This window comes from Mucilaginibacter pankratovii (genome assembly GCF_014773265.1).
GTDB lineage: Bacteria > Bacteroidota > Bacteroidia > Sphingobacteriales > Sphingobacteriaceae > Mucilaginibacter > Mucilaginibacter pankratovii.
In genome coordinates, this window is the sequence record NZ_JACWMY010000004.1 from 400,029 (window position 1) to 418,846 (window position 18,818).

General features: G+C 45.7%; 9 protein-coding genes. 7 read left to right on the top strand and 2 right to left on the bottom strand.

Going from position 1 to position 18,818, the window contains the following annotated elements:
• The first annotated feature begins 429 nt into the window (after positions 1-429).
• The 5 genes from IDJ77_RS10330 (at position 430) to IDJ77_RS10350 (ending at position 12,141) form a co-directional block, all read left to right on the top strand.
• Positions 430-3,456 (top strand): SusC/RagA family TonB-linked outer membrane protein, encoded by a 3,027-nt coding sequence (locus tag IDJ77_RS10330; RefSeq protein WP_191188857.1) that lies wholly within the window; start codon positions 430-432, stop codon positions 3,454-3,456.
• A gap of 13 nt (positions 3,457-3,469) precedes the next feature.
• Positions 3,470-5,008 (top strand): RagB/SusD family nutrient uptake outer membrane protein, encoded by a 1,539-nt coding sequence (locus IDJ77_RS10335; RefSeq protein ID WP_191188858.1) that lies wholly within the window; start codon positions 3,470-3,472, stop codon positions 5,006-5,008.
• 81 nt (positions 5,009-5,089) lie between these two features.
• Positions 5,090-8,386: a VCBS repeat-containing protein gene (locus IDJ77_RS10340; protein ID WP_191188859.1), complete on the top strand. Its 3,297-nt coding sequence runs from the start codon at positions 5,090-5,092 to the stop codon at positions 8,384-8,386.
• Between the two features lie 16 nt (positions 8,387-8,402).
• Positions 8,403-8,768 (top strand): cupin domain-containing protein, encoded by a 366-nt coding sequence (locus tag IDJ77_RS10345; protein ID WP_191188860.1) that lies wholly within the window; start codon positions 8,403-8,405, stop codon positions 8,766-8,768.
• 1 nt (position 8,769) lies between these two features.
• Complete coding sequence (locus tag IDJ77_RS10350) at positions 8,770-12,141, top strand: FG-GAP repeat domain-containing protein (RefSeq protein WP_191188861.1); 3,372 nt, start codon at positions 8,770-8,772, stop codon at positions 12,139-12,141.
• Between the two features lies 1 nt (position 12,142).
• Here IDJ77_RS10350 and IDJ77_RS10355 read toward each other — a convergent pair whose 3' ends face one another.
• A complete protein-coding gene (locus tag IDJ77_RS10355) occupies positions 12,143-13,081 on the bottom strand; it encodes a hypothetical protein (RefSeq protein WP_191188862.1) in 939 nt (312 codons plus the stop codon).
• A gap of 204 nt (positions 13,082-13,285) precedes the next feature.
• Here IDJ77_RS10355 and IDJ77_RS10360 point away from each other — a divergent pair, with 204 nt between their 5' ends.
• Positions 13,286-14,614 carry a vanadium-dependent haloperoxidase gene (locus IDJ77_RS10360; protein ID WP_191188863.1) on the top strand — a complete coding sequence of 443 codons (1,329 nt, stop codon included), beginning with the start codon at positions 13,286-13,288 and terminating at the stop codon, positions 14,612-14,614.
• Between the two features lie 11 nt (positions 14,615-14,625).
• A complete protein-coding gene (locus IDJ77_RS10365) occupies positions 14,626-16,659 on the top strand; it encodes a glycoside hydrolase family 65 protein (protein ID WP_191188864.1) in 2,034 nt (677 codons plus the stop codon).
• A 561-nt stretch (positions 16,660-17,220) separates the two neighbouring features.
• Here IDJ77_RS10365 and treA read toward each other — a convergent pair.
• Positions 17,221-18,795, bottom strand: a complete 1,575-nt coding sequence (treA, locus tag IDJ77_RS10370; protein ID WP_191188865.1) for an alpha,alpha-trehalase TreA — start codon at positions 18,793-18,795, stop codon at positions 17,221-17,223.
• Between the last annotated feature and the right edge of the window lie 23 nt (positions 18,796-18,818).

The following is an 18,818-nucleotide window of genomic DNA, read 5'->3' on the forward strand; positions in this document are numbered from 1 at the left end:
TTAAAAACTATTTAATGTACTATTTTAACCCCAATAGCTTTAAAAAGCATAAAAAGCATAAAAAGCACTTATATTTTTCGCCTGTTTTTTCTAGTTAATAATCTGAAGAACAGCTGTTTAACAAAAAATTAATCTATATTTTTTTGTAAATGCCTCAAATGAGTAGGGATTGAGGCTCAGTACACACATCTTTGTATAGATGAATAACGTTTAACAAGTTAATTGCTTGGAGATTTATTTATCGCCAGGCCCAATTTGGCCGGTATAGACCAATATAAAAACCCTTAGTATTAAATTTTTTTGATTGCCGTGCGTTAAGCACAAATGTTTTAAAGCGGAACTGCCGATATGTTTAGCGGCGCGTTTTTAATTTAACGGGAACCATGTACAAGAACTTTTATATAACCAATTTTAATTAAACCACAAACTATGCAATTTAAACACTTACTCACATTATGTTTTCTTGCTTTAACCTGCTTCTTTTTTGAGCCTGCGTTTGCTCAAAATAAGGTGATAACAGGTAAAGTAACCGACAAAAAAGACGGGTCGTCTCTCATAGGCGTGACCGTAGGCGCCGGTGGCGGTATCGGTACCCAAACAAATGTCGACGGTACTTTCAGGTTGTCTGTACCGGCAAGTACAACTTCTTTGGTATTCAATTACATTGGCTACAAATCAACAACAGTAAACCTGGATGGTAAAACATTCCTGGCGGTAACCCTTGAGTCCTCCAGCACTTCACTAAACGAGGTTGTTGTAATTGGTTACGGTAGCACACGTGTTAAGGATGCAACAGGTTCGGTAGCATCATTAAGCCCTAAGGATTTCAACAAAGGTGTTATTGCAACGCCTGAGCAGTTATTACAGGGCCGTATCGCAGGTGTACAGGTAACCCCTTCAAGCGGTGAGCCTGGTGCCGGTGCTACTATCAACATCCGTGGTGCAAGCTCTATCCGTTCTGGTACAAGCCCGCTGTATGTAGTGGATGGTGTGCCTTTGGATAACGGCGGTACTTCTGGTGGTACGGATGCTGGTGCAGGTAGTTCATCTGCCCGTAACCCTTTAGCATTTATAAATCCTGCTGATATTGAGAACATCTCTGTATTAAAAGATGCATCTGCTTCGGCCATCTACGGTTCACGTGGTGCTAACGGTGTAATCTTAATCACTACACGTAAGGGCCGTAAAGGCCAGGGTATTCAGTTCGGCGCAAGCACGAGCGTTTCTAAAGCTGCAAAAACTTACGATCTGCTTGGCCGCGAAGATTTCCTAAAGGGCGTAGAAAGCGTAGGTTCTGACCCGGCTGCAGTTGACTACGGTGGCAATACCGATTGGCAAAAAGAAATTTTGAGAACAGCTGTATCTCAAAATTACAACCTTGCATTTGGCGGTGCAAGCAATACGGGTAACTACCGTGCATCTGCAGGTTATGATAAACAACAAGGTATTGTTAAAAACACAGACCTTCGCCGTTTTAATGCCCGTATAAACGCCTCTCAGTCGTTTTTTGGCGAAAGGGTTAAATTTGACCTTACTTCGTTATATTCAAACGTAAAAGACAGGTTTGCTCCTATTACCAACAACGCAGGGTTCAATGGTAGCTTAATTGGTGCTGCATTGCAAACCAACCCAACTATACCGGTATATGATGCACAAGGCAGATATTATAACCTTAACGGTTATGATGCTGCCGGTTTCCCAACCGGTAACAGCTTCCGCAACCCCGTATCAATGTTAAACCAAATTGATGATACGGATAACATTAACCGCTACCTTAATAACCTATCGCTAACCTTAAGGTTGGTAGAAGGCTTATCTTACAAAGGCAACATAGGCGTTGACAGGTCTGACGGATTAAGGCAAACTTTCTTCGATCCTACCATCGTTGGCTTCACTGATGGCGGGAACGTAAGGGATTTGCCTATACCTTCTGCTACTGGCAATGGCCGTGGAGTTTTGCAATACAATCAACTTAGAAGTACTACCACAGAGCATACGTTAAACTACGATAAGAAGTTTTCTAACAACAGCACTGTTACTGCTTTAGTTGGTTACTCGTATGCCACTTACAAAAGCTTTAACCGTAGCGATATAGGTTGGGGTACAGCAAACAAAAAGGAATTTGTAAAAGACTATTTTGACTACGATGGTTACACCCACCGTTTAGCCTATCCTGTGGGTGATAGTAGCAGCTACAAACTGCAATCATACTTTGCACGTGTTAACTACTCTTACAAAGACCGCTATATCTTAACCGGTACAGTACGTAGAGACGGTTCGTCTCGTTTTGGTGTAAACAACCAATACGCCACCTTCCCGGCAGCGGCAGCAAAATGGCGTATCAGCAGCGAGAGCTGGGCTCCTAAAAGCATATTTGATGATTTGAGCTTACGTTTAAACTATGGCCAAACAGGTAACCAGGATTACCCTTCTTATGCTTCAAAAAGGTTAAGGCAAATCAATTACTACGGAACATCAAGCAGCCAGGTGAATGCGGAAAACCCCGACCTTAAATGGGAAACCCAAACTGCTTATGGTGCAGGTTTAGATTTCACCTTAATGAAAGGACGTTTATCAGGTACTATCGATTACTTCAACAAATCGCAAAAAGACCTGTTGTTCTTACAGGATTTGGCGCAGCCTGCTGCCGATACAAGGTACTGGGTTAACCTGCCGGGTAACGTAAGGAATACTGGTGTGGAAGTTGGTTTGAACTTTGCCGCTGTACAATCTTCACGTGCAAAAGGCTTTACCTGGGATATTAACTACAACATGACTTTTGTTAAAAACCGTGTTGAGAACTTTGGTAACCGTAACGTAATCACCGGTAACATTGATGGCCAGGGCTTATCTGGTGCCTACTCACAATTTATTGGTAACGGCTACCCGCTTTATACATTCAACGTATCTCAGTACAATGGCTTAGATGCTGATGGTTTTGGTATCTACCCTGATGGTATCGATGCTTTAACTCCCCATGGCAGCCCGCTTCCAACTTTCCTTGCAGGTATCAGCAATAGCTTTACTTACGGAAACTGGAACGCAAGTTTCTTCGTAAATGGTGCAACAGGGTTCTATATCTACAACAACACAGCCAACGCATTTTTCTACAAAGGCAACCTTGTTAGTGGGCGTAACGTAACGAAAGAAATTGCTGTTACAAACGAAAACGCACTTAACTCTGGTGAAGTATCAAGCCGGTTTGTTGAAAAAGGTGATTTCATTAGGTTAGCCAATGCGGTAATAGGATACACGTTCCCTGTTAAAGCAAGCGTATTTAAATCATTGCGCGTATCGGTAACCGGCCAAAACCTATTATTGATAACTGGGTACAGCGGCCTTGACCCAGAAATTAATACAAATAAAGAAAGAAACGGTGTGCCATCACGTGGTATCGATTATACATCATACCCAAGCGCACGTACATTCACATTCGGTTTAAACGCAAGTTTCTAAAAAAAATATGAGCATGAAAAATATAACATTAAAGGCAACAATTTGCGGCATGGCATTCTTAGCTGCAACAGGTTGTGCAAAATTAGATGAGAAGGTGTACGGCTCAAAATCCGTGGATGCAGGGGGAGCATTGAGTTCGGCGGATTTGAACGGCGTTTACTCGCAATTGAACGGGCAAGCAGATCAAGCGAATACTTATGCGTTGCAAGAGCACCCAACAGATGAAATGATGGGCCCAACACGTGGTACCGATTGGGGCGATTTTGGTGCCTGGCGTAAATTACACACCCACACCTGGACACCATCACACGGCCAGGTAAACGATACCTGGGATCAATTAAACATTGGCGTATTCCGCGCATCACAGGTAATCAAAAGGGCAACAGACGAACAGATCAAAGCGGAGGCAAGCTTTCTGCGTGCTTACTTTATGTTTCAGGTAGTTGATTTATACGGACAGCAGCCATTCCGCGATCCGGATGCGCCAAACTCGTCTATCCCGACTGTAATGACCCGTACAGAAGCAACAGATTTTATGATAAAAGACCTGGAGTTTGCTGAATCGAAATTAGGTACTGCGCCAAACATAGGCGTGGCAAGCAAAGCAGCTGCACAAGCGTTGTTGGCAAAAATTTACCTTAACAGGGCAGTTTATAGTGCAACTACTGTAGGTGGACCATTCACTTTTGCTAAAGCAGATATGGATAAGGTTATTGAGTATGCCAACAAAATCACTACGGCTGGTTATACGTTAGAACCGGCAGGTAAATATTTTCAGGATTTTGCCTGGGATAACTCTGAAAAATCTCACGGGAATATTTTTGGTATTTACAATACAGAAACGCGCGCACCTGGTAATGCCAGAAACCGTTGGAGAATGGGTTTACATTACAAACAAACCCCCGATGGTTGGAACGGTTTTACCACGTTGGCCGATTTCTACAAATCATTTGAGGCATCAGATGAGCGCCGCGGCGTTGCTTACCCAGGGTTAACTGATAAAGTTGGTTTAAGGGCAGGTTTTGCAATTGGCCAGCAATATGGCCCGGGCGGCGTAGCTTTAACTCAACGTAATAACAAACCGCTTATATTTACAGAAAATGTTAATTTAAATTTCTCTACAGAAGCACAAGGCATCAGGGTGTTTAAATACTTCCCTCACCCAACTGCTGCAGGTACCGTGAACGATGATAACGCAGACAACGATTACGTATTCTTGCGCTACGCCGACGTATTGTTAGAGAAAGCAGAAGCTATTATGCGTGGTGGTACCGATCCGCTTGGCCAAACAGCAGTAAGCATTGTAAACGCTGTTCGTACCCCACGTGGTGCAACCGCGGTAAGTGCTGTTGATGCCACTGTAATGCTGGCAGAACGCGGCCGCGAGTTATATTATGAAGGCTGGAGAAGGAATGACCTGATCCGTTTCGGGAAATTTAACGATCCGGTTGATCAGCGCCCTCTGGCTACTGATAAAACTAAAACACTATACCCTATTCCTCAGCGTGCGGTTGATACCAACCCTAACCTGAAACAGAACGCGGGTTATTAATAAAAAACAAATTTTTGGTTTTATATTTGATTTTGAACGTAGCGAAGTAATTCGCTACGTTTGTTTTTTCTGCGCCCTGTAATGGTTAAAAAAACACCACTAATACTATTTTTTATTGCTATATCCTTGTTATCCTGCCGCAAAAGCGGCGTTGATGACCCGCTGTTTTCTTTGCAGGATAATGGCAGTTTGGGCGTAAACTTTGTAAACCAGCTAAACGAAGAGGATCGCACCAACGTATTTACGTTTCGCAACTATTACAATGGTGGGGGTGTTGCTATTGGCGATATTAATAACGATGGGCTAAATGATGTATACCTGTCATCAAACCAGGGAGGCAACCAGCTGTATCTTAACAAAGGCAACTGGAAATTCGAAGACATTACCGATAAAGCTGGCGTAAAAGGCACCAAATACTGGAGCACCGGTGTTACCATGGTTGATATTAATGGCGATGGCTGGCTGGATATTTACGTTTGCCATAGCGGTAATATTATCGACAGGAAAGGCAACGAACTTTTTATAAACCAACACAACGGCACTTTTAAAGAAGAAGCCGCAAAATATGGCCTGGTGGATAACGGATTATCTACCCAGGCCATATTTTTTGACTATGATAACGATGGCGACCTGGATTGCTTTGTGCTGAACAACTCCTTTAGGCCCATCGGCTCTTTTGATTTCAGCAAAAATCTGCGCGCGGTGGTTGATGAACTGGGCGGTGCGCGATTATACCGTAACGATGGCGGCCATTTTACCAATGTAACCAAAGGCGCGGGCATCTTCAGCAGCGATATCGGCTTTGGCCTGGGCGTGTCTGTGGCCGATGTTAACAACGACGGCTACCCGGATATTTACGTATCAAACGATTTTTTTGAGCGTGATTACCTGTACATTAATCAAAAGGACGGAACTTTTAAGGAAGACATACAAGCCGAAACCGGGCACCTCAGCCTGGCTTCGATGGGATCAGACATTGCTGATATAAACAACGATGGCAACCTGGACATTTTTACAACCGAGATGCTTCCGGAAGGCGACAGGCGTTTGAAGAAAATGACCTCGTTCGAATCCTTCGACGTAATAAAATTAAAACAGCACGATGGTTACTTTAACCAATACATGCAAAACTGCCTGCAGTTAAATAATGGCGACGGAACTTTCTCCGAAGTGGCCTTTAACGCAGGTGTAAGCGCAACCGACTGGAGCTGGGGCGCGCTATTTTTTGATATGGATAACGACGGCTGGAAAGATATTTTTGTATCCAACGGCATATATAAAGACCTTACCGACCAGGACTACATCGAATTTTTGGGCAATCGCGAAAACATGGATAAAATAGCCCAAAAGAAAACCTTCGATTATAAAGATTTTACAGATAAGATGGTGTCTACACCGCTTATCAACTACGCATTCTCCAATAACCACAACCTTACTTTTACCAACAAGGCAAAAGAGTTTGGTTTGGATGCCCCATCCTTTAGCAATGGCGCTGCTTATGGCGACCTGGACGGCGATGGCGATAACGACCTGATTGTAAATAACGTAAACTCACCGTTGTTCATCTATAAAAACAATGCGGAAACATTAAAGAATAATTTTATACAACTCAAGCTGCAAGGCGAGGGGCAAAACCGCTTTGGCGTGGGCAGTACTATAAAAGTGTTTGCCAAAGGCGAGGCCCTGGTGTATTACCAGCAGCCAACCCGTGGGTTCCAAAGCAGCACATCGCCAAATTTGATCACCATTGGCTTGGGTAAGGAAAGTAAGGTAGATTCGATACAGGTGATTTGGCCGGGTGGTAAATACCAGGTGGCTAAAAACCTGCAAAGCAATAAAGTTTATACCTATAAATTTGCTGATGCCAAATTAACCTATGATTTCACTAAAAAAACGCTGAAGCCCATGTTTACCGATGTGGCCAAAACGCTTTTCGATTCGGTGCCCACCCATATCGAAAATGGCTTTATTGATTTTGATAACGAGCGCCTGATGCTTCAGATGCTCTCTACCGATAACCCCTATATGGCAAAGGGTGACCTTAATAAAGATGGCCTCGAAGATTTTTACTTCGGCAGTTCAAAAGACAATCCGGCATCTATCTACATTCAGCAAAAAAATGGCAGCTTTCATCTTTACGTGCCCGAGGACCTGGGTAAACAAAGTTACCTGGAAAACGCGGGAGCAGCCTTCGGCGATTTCGATGGCGACGGCGATGAAGACCTGATCATAGGCGTAGGGGGTAACGAAGACGAGGCCGAAACGCCCGTTTACTTTCCCCGGTTCTTCGAAAATGATGGCAAAGGTAACCTGCACCGCAATGCGCAAAAGTCGCTGGCTGCCCCCGTAAACGCATCGGTAGTAATGGCCTGCGATTATGATAAAAACGGGCACCCCGATCTGTTCATCGGCGGCAGAAGCGTGCCCGGCACTTACGGGGTGTCGCCAAAATCCTATATGTTCCATAACAATGGAGATGGGCATTTTACCGATGTATCGGCACAGGTTTTAGGTGCCGATACAAAGCTTGGTATGGTTACCTCGGCCCAATGGGCGGATATGGATGGCAATGGCTATCCCGACCTGGTGGTAGCCGGCAACTGGATGGGCATCAGGATATTTAAGAATGATAAAGGCAAATTCACCGAAGATAAGCAGCTGGATAAGTACAAAGGCTGGTGGAGCAGCCTGCAAATTGCCGATATAAACGGCGATGGCAAACAAGATATTATTGCGGGTAATATTGGCCTCAATATAAAATTCAAGGCGTCCTTTGAGGAACCGATGAAAATATACATCAAGGATTTTGACAAGAATGGTACTAAGGAATGCGTTACATCGATGTATAAAACCGACCATGTACCCTACGTGTTCCACATGAAGCCCGATCTGGTTGGCCAAATGCCGATTCTTAAAAAGAAGTACCTGAAATACAACGACTACGCCGGAAAACCATTTAACGAGATCTTCCCCGACGACCAGTTGGAAGGGGCAGAAATGCATGAGATGACTTACCTTGCTTCGGCAGTATTCCTTAACGAGGGTGGCAAATTCGCGGTGCAGGCTTTGCCTTATAACGCGCAATTATCAAGCGTAAATACCATATTATGCGATGATCTGGATAATAGCGGTGTGCCATCTATTATATTAGGTGGTAACTTTTATGGCTTTAAACCCGAGGTTGGGCGCCTGGATGCCAGCCATGGGCAAATTTATAAGTATACTAAAAGCGGATTTGTGTATATTTCGCCTGCACAAAGCGGTATAAACCTAACCGGGCAAATACGCTCATCGCTGATGATAAAAAACAGCAGGGGCGAAAAATACTTTTTATTTGGATTGAATGATGATAAACTTAAAGCATATAAATTGCATTAAGTGTTAGCGGCATGTTATGAGCGTACAAAAGGTAAACATCAACGATAAGCTTTCGCAATTTACTGCACATTGGAGCCCCAAAATTGTGGGCGAGCTTAACGGCCAGCACGTAAAGCTGGTGAAGTTTGCGGGCGAGTTTGTTTGGCATAAGCACGATAACGAGGACGAAATGTTTTTAGTGGTAAACGGCGCGTTTGAAATGCACCTGCGCGATGAAATTGTGGAGCTAACGCAGGGCGATTTTATTATCATCCCCAAAGGCACCGAGCATAAGCCGGTAGCTGCCGAAGAAGTACATGTAATGTTGTTTGAACCTGCAAGCACGCTCAATACAGGCGATAAAGTGAGCGAACTAACCGTGGAAACCCCGGAATATTTATAAAATGAAAAAAGCAAAGCGTAATAAACGCTTACCTAATAGATCGGGCATCGCAATAAAATCTACCGTGGCGGTTTGCTGCGCTATATTGGCCTGCATTGCTTTTTTCAATTCCTGCGAAAAAAAGAAAGTAGGCGACGGTATTTTTAAACTGGTAGCAACCGGCGATAGCCATGTAGATTTCATCAACCATAACATCGTAAGCGATTCGGTTAACATCCTGGACTACCTGTACTTTTACAACGGTGCGGGCGTTGCTTCCGCCGATTTTAACAACGACGGGCTGGAAGATCTGTACTTCACCAGCAACCAGGGCGAAAACAAACTGTACCTTAACAAAGGCGGGCTTAAATTTGAAGACATAACCCGAAAAGCAGGGCTAAAGGGCACAGGCAACTGGAAGACGGGTGTTACCGTAGTAGACATCAACGGCGACGGCCTTAAAGATATTTACGTTTGCGTAGTAGCCAATTTTAAGGGCTTTAAAGGTAAAAACCAGCTATACATTAACAACGGCGACCTGACCTTTACCGAATCGGCAGCTAAATACGGGCTCGATTTTTCGGGCTTCTCTACCCAGGCCAGCTTTTTTGATTATGATAAGGATGGCGACCTGGATATGTTCCTGCTTACTTCATCGGTACACAGTAACGATACCTACGGCGACAGCACCCAGCGCTTTAAATATAGCCACGATGCAGGCGACCACCTGTTCAGAAACGATAACGGGAAGTTTGTAGATGCAACGCAAGGCTCGGGGATCTATTCTGCACCGATAGGGTATGGGCTTGGCCTAAGCATAGGCGACCTCAACAACGATGGCTGGGACGATATTTACGTAAGCAATGATTTTTTCGAACAGGATTACTATTACGTAAACCAACGCAACGGCACTTTTAAAGAAGAGCTGAAAAGCGCGTTTGGGCATACCAGCCTGTTTTCGATGGGGAACGCCATCAGCGATGTGAATAAAGACGGGCATCTGGATGTGATCAGTACAGATATGCTCCCCGAGGACATGAAGGTGCTGAAATCCACTATCAATGACGAACCACTGGATATTTACAACCAGGAGGTAAATGCCGGGTATTATTACCAGTATTCAAAAAATAGCCTGCAACTGAATGTGGGTAACGGCAATAAGTTTGTAGATGTGAGCCTGTATGCGGGCATGTCGGCAACGGACTGGACATGGTCGCCGCTGGTGCAGGATTTTGATATGGATGGCCGTAAGGATATGTTCTTTAGCAACGGCATCAAAAAGCGCCTGAACGATATGGATTACCTGAAATATCTGGGCGACCCTAACGTGATCAAAGATTTTAAGACCAGCCGCTTTTTTGATAAGGAAAAAATAAACCTGATGCCCGATGGGCAGGTGCATAATTACCTGTATCACGGCGGCGATAAGCTAAAGTTTACAGATATATCTGAGGGCAACGATATGCGCGATACTTCGGTATCTGCCGGAGCGGTGGCTATAGACCTGGATAACGACGGCGACCTGGACATGGTGACCAATAATATGGATGCCCCGGCCTTCATTTACCAAAACATGACGATGGAGAATGTAAAAGAGGGAGAAGCTAAGCCCATATACCTCAATTTCAGCGTAAAATACACCGGCTTAAACCCGGATGGTATCGGTACCAAATTCTTCCTGCGTTCCACAAAAGAACTCGATCACCAGGAGATCCAAACAAGCACAGCTTACGAGGCTACACAGAATAATAATCTAACATTCACATTTCTGCCGGGCGATAAGCCTGTGGAACTGATGGTGGTTTGGCCTGATAATTCGTACCAGGTGATCAAAAACTTCAGTCCCAATAAAAAAACGCTGATTACCTACAGCAAAGCACAAACGCAGTCTGCCACCGATATGGTGGCTTTCATCACCGGCTACATAAAAGGCAAGTCTCAGTTTACAAGCGTGCCGGTAAAAGCAAGTGTGCTGGCCACTTTGCAACAATACGATACCCCCGATTTTAACTATTATAACCTGTTGCCGCATACCTATTTGCCGCATACCCCTCCGGTTGCCGTTGCCGATATCAATAAAGACGGATTGGATGATATTTACGTAGGCGGTATAGCGGGCGACGAAAAATACATTTTGGCCGGGAACAAAGCAGGCGGGTTTACCAAAATTACGGTTGATGCCTTTACCGCGTTTAAAGATCATGGCGATACCGAAGCACAATGGGCCGACGTAAATAATGATGGCCTGCCCGATCTTTTGGTAATGAGCGCCAATCATCCCCTTGCCGATCCCGGCAAAAGGGTGCAGCCACGCTTGTACATTAATAAAGGCAACTTTAAATTTGAATATAAAGCATTACCAAACCTGGATGCTGCTGTAGCCAAAATATTTGTTTATGATTTTGATGGCGATGGATCAAAGGACCTGTTTTTTACCCCGGCGGTATCATTTGTAGATTATACCGCGCCCGCCGGTGGCGATGTGCTGCTGAACAAAGGTAACGGGGTTTTCGCAATGGCGCCAAAAAACAGTTTCGTGCAGCTCACCGGCATCCCTTATATCACGGATATTTCGGCTAACGATATTGACCACGATGGTACGGAGGATATCATCGTCGCATCGGAATGGAGCCCGGTACAGATCTTCCTCAACAAGAGTAAAACGCTGGTTAAATTTTCATCTCCGGTGCTTGATGATGCAAAAGGCTGGTGGCAATCTGCAGCAATTGCAGATGTTGACGGCGATGGCAAAGCCGACCTGGTAGCAGGTAACTGGGGAGGAAACAGCAAGTACAATGTAGCTGCCACACAACCCCTGTACGGCTACAACCAGGACCTGGATAAGGACGGAAAGAACGACCTGGTGCTATCGTACTTTTATAAAGGCAAATATTATCCCTTCCGGCCAAAGAACGACCTCGAGCAGGAATTACCTTATCTGAAAAAAGAGTTTTTGAGTTTTCAAAAAATGGCCGATAAAACAACCGGCGAGATCTTTAAAGACAAAATAAGCGATGATAGGCGTTTGGTTGCTAACCAGTTCAGCAGCGTGTTTATCAGCGATGTACTGCATGCTAAAGCCGCAACCGAACTACCGTACCTGTATCAGCAGGCGCCGATCCGTTCTGTCTTGCCACTTCATAATAAACAGGGTGATGTTTTACTGAACGGCAACTTTTGGGGTGTGGTGCCCTACGAGGGCAAATATGATGCCTTGGGTATAGTAACCATGCATTACGATAAGCAGCGCAAACAACTCTCGCAGCCCGAATATTGGGTGAACCCCCTGTTCAACTTCCAGGAAATCACCAGTCCGCAACCGGTTAAAACCAGCGCAGGCGAAGGGTATATTATTGTTACCTACGATGGGAAAATACTGCTTGTAACCAGGTAACTTAAAGTATTGGCCAGTATAATTTGGTAACCCACTTAGCAGTGTCTTTTTCTACGCTTCTGTCAGTGATCATCAGCTCAAAAGGCATGGCTACACCGGTAAGTTTATAATCTTTCTGAAAATTCCTTAATTGTGCAAAAGCATTATCAATGGTATGCCTGCCGCCTTTTACTTCGGTTTCCATGCTGTTTCCGCCAACCACTAAATGATTGATAACTGAATTGCCCGCCGGTTTTATAGCCTTATTAATGGGAATAGCAACCATTATATCGTATTCATTGGAGTCGGTTTTGTTGATGCTAAGCATCGGCTTATTGGTTTCGGTAGCCTTTTGCGCCGCTATTTGTTTATGCAGGTCTGCAACTATGGCATTTATCACATCTGCCTGCGGGATAGTTTTAACTATCAAATTGGTAACAAGCATATTATTATCTGTTAGTTTGATAATTTTTATCCTCAAGCCGTAAACATTCGTATCCTTTTGTATGAACTGTTTAAAGTGGGCCAGGATACTGTCCATCTCCGTTTGCTGGTTTTTTATCCGCACAAATTCGGTTATTCTTTCAAACGGGTTAAGGCTGCTTTGTTTTAAGGCTTCCCAGGTTATTACCGTAGAGCCGTCATCTGCCGCCAGGTAATTTATTTTACTATCCAGTTCTACTTTGGGGGTGTTAATATTTATTTCGATGTAGCTGTTTGCATCCTTCTTAATGGTATACATCGTACCGTTGTAGGTGAACGAGTTGCTGTCTGTCGCCAGGTGATCGCCGGGCCACCATTTAGGCCATGCATCTTTTTTCACCAGGAATTTAAACACGTTCCCATCGATGGCGTCAACCGTAACCGTACTTGTTGCGGTAATATTTTGCGGGATGATAAAATAGATGCTGATAAAGGCCAATAACAATATGCCGAGTACTAACAGAGCCGGTTTCTTCATAAAAAGATCAATAACAAAAGATAAAATTTAATAAGCGGATGCGCTTTTTTGTGATGCAAAAGTAATTAATTCAGGCAGTTAAAATCAAACAGTTTTTATACCCGCCAATTGCCATAAAAACCCTATATTAGCCTGTAAACAAAGAAAAACCAATATAAATCCGCTACATATTTGCCGGGTGTTTTCTTAAACCAATACGCTATTATGAACCGTTTCCTGTTATTGCTTGCCGGTGCAATTTTAACCTTTGCATCCTGCAAGAAGGCTGACTATCAAAAGGTTACACACGACCCCGAACTGTACCGTGCCACGGTAAAAAAACTGAACGACATTGTGCTCGAAAATAATTTTCCGCCGGTTATCGCGTCGCGGAATTACGCCTATGCAAATATTGCCGCTTACCAGGTAATTGCCGCAGGCGACCCAACACATTTCCGCTCCTTATCCGGCCAGATAAAACACCTGCCCGCCGCGCCAACCCCGCCGAAAGACAAGGTAATAGATTTCCAGTTTGCCTCGTTATTATCGTTCTGTTTTGTGGGCAATGCCGTTACCTTCCCTGAGGGCAGCATGTCCACGTATGTTGAAGAACTGAAACAAAAAGCCAAAGATGCCGGGATGCCGTCTGACGTATTTGAAAACACCGTTGCTTACTCCGATACGGTTGCCAAATACATCATGAAATGGAGCAAGAAGGATCATTACGCCCAAACCCGCTCGGCAAGTAAGTATACTGTTACCCGTAAAGATGGCCGCTGGATCCCTACGCCGCCCATGTACGCCCAGGCGCTTGAGCCGCATTGGGGAGAGATCCGCCCGATGGTGCTGGATTCTGCCTCGCAAATACCCGCACCTGAACCTCCGCCTTATAACATGACGGATAAAAACAGCACCTTTTACAAGAATGTAATAGAGGTGAAAACTTTGGTAGACAGCCTCAATACCGAGCAAAAGCACATGGCCGATTTTTGGGACGATAACGCTTTTAAACTGAATGTGATAGGCCACGCATCTTTTGCAACAAAAAAATTCTCGCCCGGTGGCCATTGGATGAACATAGCCGCTGTGGGCTCCCGGTTAAAAAAAGCGGATTTTAACACCACTGTGGCCGTTTACGCGGAAACTTCTATCGCTTTGTTTGATGCCTTTATCAATTGCTGGTATGTGAAATACAAAGCAAACAGCGTGCGCCCGGAGACAGTGATCACCAAGGTTTTGGATTCCGACTGGCGCCCGTATATCCAAACCCCGCCATTCCCCGAATACATTAGCGGGCACGCGGTTATCTCGGCAGCAGCTGCCGAAGTGTTGACCCATGATTTTGGCGATAATATCGCGTATACCGATTCCTCGGAGTCGGAATTTGGGATTGCGCCGCGCAAGTTTACCTCGTTTAGGGCTGCCGCGCAGGAGGCTGCCATGTCGCGTGTTTACGGCGGCATCCATTATAAAATTGCCTGCGATATAGGGAACGTACAGGGGCGCAAAATTGGTGCTTTAGTGAGCGAAAAGTTGCAGTTGAAGATAAAATAGTCCGCATTTTTATGAGAAAAATTACGCTGTTTAGCTTGTTGATCAGCCTGTCGGCATCGCTTGGGTCGTATGCACAAAACCCATGGGTGATCAAGGCTGACAAGATAGACCCTGCCAATTATTACGGCATCACCGTTGCCAACGGAATGATAGGCGTGGTATCCTCGCCCGAACCGTTTAAAGTAAAAAATGTGGTGCTGGCCGGTGCTTACGACCAATACGGTCGGGGCCGGGTAAGCAACTTTTTAAACAGTTTTAACTTGTTGAATATGTACCTGGAGGTTGATGGCAAACGCCTGGATGCCAAAATGGTAAGTAATTTTAAGCAGGAGCTGGATATGCAGCACGCCGCCATGACCACCACCTTTGATTATGGCGATAAAGCAAGCATCAAATACACCTATTATTCTTTAAGGCAACTTCCCTTTACCGTATTAATGGATGTCGCTGTTACCGCCAAAAAGCCCATCAGCATCACCGCGGCCAGCGTAATGGAAGCGCCGGATGCCCTGAAGCAAGTAGAGAATTATTATAACGAGATAGACCGGCCGCATGTAACCATCAGCCTGCTAACCTCTACAGCCAAAAGCCCGACGGGCAAACTACAGCTTTGCGCTTCCACCTCGTTTTTGTTTAATGAGGAGCATGGCAAAGAGCCGCGCGTGATTCACGAGATGTGGGATAACAATATGCATCTGATGAAGTTTACCCGGCAGGTAGGCGCCGGGCAAACGTACTCCTACGGCGTAACGGGTTCGTCCATCACTTCGGCACACCATCCTGATCCATTAAACGAGGCCGAACGCTTAACCATTTTTGCCCTGCTGGAAGGCAAGGACAGGCTGATCAAATTCCATAACCAGGCTTGGGACGAGCTTTGGAAAAGCGATATCCAGATAGAAGGCGACGCGCAGGCACAGCAGGATGTGCATAGCATGCTTTATCATTTATACTCTTTTTCACGAGAAGGAACAGCTTTGTCGCCGTCACCAATGGGCCTTTCTGGCCTGGGTTACAATGGCCACGTATTTTGGGATACCGATCTTTGGATGTTCCCGGCTATGCTGGTGCTGCACCCGGAAATTGCCAAATCGATGGTGGAATATCGTTTTGAGCGTTTGGAGAATGCCCGTAAGAATGCCTTTTCGCATGGTTATAAAGGGGCGATGTTCCCTTGGGAAAGTGCCGACAGCGGGGTAGAGGAAACACCTGTTTGGGCTTTAAGCGGCCCCTTTGAGCACCACATTACCGCCGATGTGGCTAACGCCGCATGGAATTACTATTGTGTAACCCAGGATAAAGAATGGCTGCGCGAAAGGGGCTGGCCGCTGCTGCAAGCCACTGCCGATTTTTGGGCAAGCCGGGTAGAGCGCAACGGCGCCGGTCATTATGATATCAAGAACGTGGTTGCTGCAGATGAATGGGCCGAGAATATTGATAACAATGCATTCACCAACGCAGCCGCGCAGGTGAACTTGAAAAATGCGACCGCAGCCGCCCAAATATTGGGTCTAACCGCTAATCCTGATTGGATGAATGTTGCCAATAACATCCCCATCCTAAAAATGGATAACGGTGTAACGCAGGAGCACGCCCAATACAAAGGCGAAGGCATCAAACAGGCCGACGTAAACTTATTGGCCTATCCCCTAAAAACCATCACCGACCCGGCGCAGATAAAAAAAGACCTGGAATACTACGAAACCCGTGTACCCAACGAAGGTACCCCAGCCATGACGCAGGGCGTTTTTGCCCTCATCTACGCCCGCCTTGGTAACGGCGAAAAGGCTTATCACTGGTTTAAAGATGCTTACGAGCCAAATCTCAACCCGCCCTTCCGCGTGATAGCAGAAACCAAAGGCGGCACCAATCCCTACTTCGCAACCGGCGCAGGCGGTATTATACAGGCTATGCTGATGGGTTTTGGCGGTTTGGATATTACACCAACGGGTATCGTACAGATAAAAAGCAAGTTGCCCGCTAATTGGAAATCGTTAAAAATAACCGGGGTGGGGGTGAATAAGGCTACTTATACGGTGAAGTAAGGGGAGATTCCCTCTCTCCGCGCGTCATTGAGAGGTACGAAGCAATCTCCCGATAGGCAGATAGGCTATGCAAGGCCGGCTTGTCCACCGTAGAGATTGCTTCGTACCTCGCAAAGACGTGGTGGTGAGCGTTTATCTTTATAGTTCTTCGCGATAGGGATTGCAGTGGAAAACCCGCAGCGAAGGGCCGGAAATGTGCGGCAGCGCGAGGATTTGCAACGGAAAGCCCGGGCCGCAGGCATCGCCATTGTCTGAACTCGAATTCTAAGAAATTAAAGAAATTTTCAGAATTCAAAACAAGGTGCCTTATTCTGCATTGCCCTCTAACCTCTAACCTCTAACCTCTAACCTCTAACCTCTAACCTCTAACCTCTAACCTCTAACCTCTAACCTCTAACCTCTAACCTCTAACCTCTAACCTCTAACCTCTAACCTCTAAATCTCATGTTAACCCTGTAATAACTCAATCTATTGATTATCAATACTTTAAGAAAGTTTACATCCGAAATATGTAAACTTTTGTAAACTTTTTCTTAGCGCACCAGCAACGGAAATGCCTAATTACTCCCCCTTCTTCTCCTCAAAATTATACCTGTTCATCAGCTTTAACAGCACCCCGTTGGTCCAGCCGAAGCCATCTTGCAGGGGGTACTCGCCGCCGCCGGCGGTGAGGCTGGTATCAACTACGTTGTATTTTTCCAGCAGTTTGCCGGTTTGTTTAAACACGCGGATATTGAGGTTCATCCAGCGGGTGGCGATGTCTTTGGCGAGCGTGCTGTGCCCGTAGTTTTCCAACCCGTCGATGGCCATGTATTGCAGGGGTGCCCATCCGTTCGGCGCGTCCCATTGCTGGCCGCTAAAGTTGAGGGTGGTAACCAGTCCGCCCGGTTTCAGGAAGTTGGCTTTCAGGCCGTCGGCAATTTTTTTGGCTTGCGCAGTGGTTGCAATTTTAAATTCTAAAGGGAAAACGGCGGCAAGGGTTGGAATGGCGCTGCGCTGGTTGCTCGTCCAGTTGTAATCGTTAAACCAGGCGTTTTTCTCGTCCCAAAAATATTTCAGGATGGCCTTTTTACGCGCGGCGGCTTTGGCGGTATACAAAAGGTATTGCACCTTATTGCCCTTTACCTGGTAGCTGCGGGCGATGGTAAGTTCCATGTTATACATCAGGCAGTTGAGGTCGACAGGTACCAGATCGGTAGTTTGGATGGTGCCAATTTTAGCAGGGTCGGTAAACCAGCGGCTGCTAAAATCCCATCCCGAAGCTGCTGCTGCGCGAATATGATGGTAAAAAACAGGCAGCGCTTTTGTGGTGGTTTTGGCGGCATCTACATCTTTTATGTACGATTCCTCACGCGGTTCGTCGCTTTCATCCCAGTAGCGGTTAAGCAGGGTACCATCCGGCATCCGCACGGCGCGGTGTGTGGCTTTGCCTTTGGTAAGCGTAGCAGCGCCAAGCATCCAGTAGTTATATTCTTTAATAAGTTGCGGCTGGTATTTGGTAAGGATGGCATTACCCTCGCTCTTGGTCAATAGGTTCACCATCATAGCGAAGAAAGGCGGCTGCGAGCGGGTGAGGTAATAAGCCCGGTTGCCGTTAGGGATAAAGCCGTAGGTATCTATCAGGTACGCAAAGTTATCTATCATGTTGCCAATAACCTTTTCCTGGTGGCTTTGCTGCAGGCCCAGCATAGTAAAGTAGCTGTCCCAATAATAGATCTCGCGGAAACGACCGCCCGGTACGATGTACGGGTTGGGTAAAGCTGCAAGTGACGACAGCTTTGAGCCGGCATCAGGCTTACGCTGCAGCACCTGCCAAAGGGTATCAATATGTTTGCGGATGCCCTCTTCGATATTGGTTTGGAAGGCATGGGTAGGCGAGGCCGGCGGCGTAAAGTTAAACAGCACAAACTCCCTGAGGTTAAAACCGGTTTTGCCCTTTTGCTCGTTAAAAGATTTCATGATCTGGCCCGGCTCGTACTTGGGTGTACAATCTACAAAGGTTTTATTATCGGGGAAGATATCTGACGACTGCACCGCTTCAAACAAGCCCGGGAACAATTGGCGCGGCGTTTTTTGTTGCGCGTTAGCATAAGTGGCAGTAAATACCAAAGCAATAAGGATGAATTTTTTGAGCATAGGATAGCCGTTTATAGTGGTAG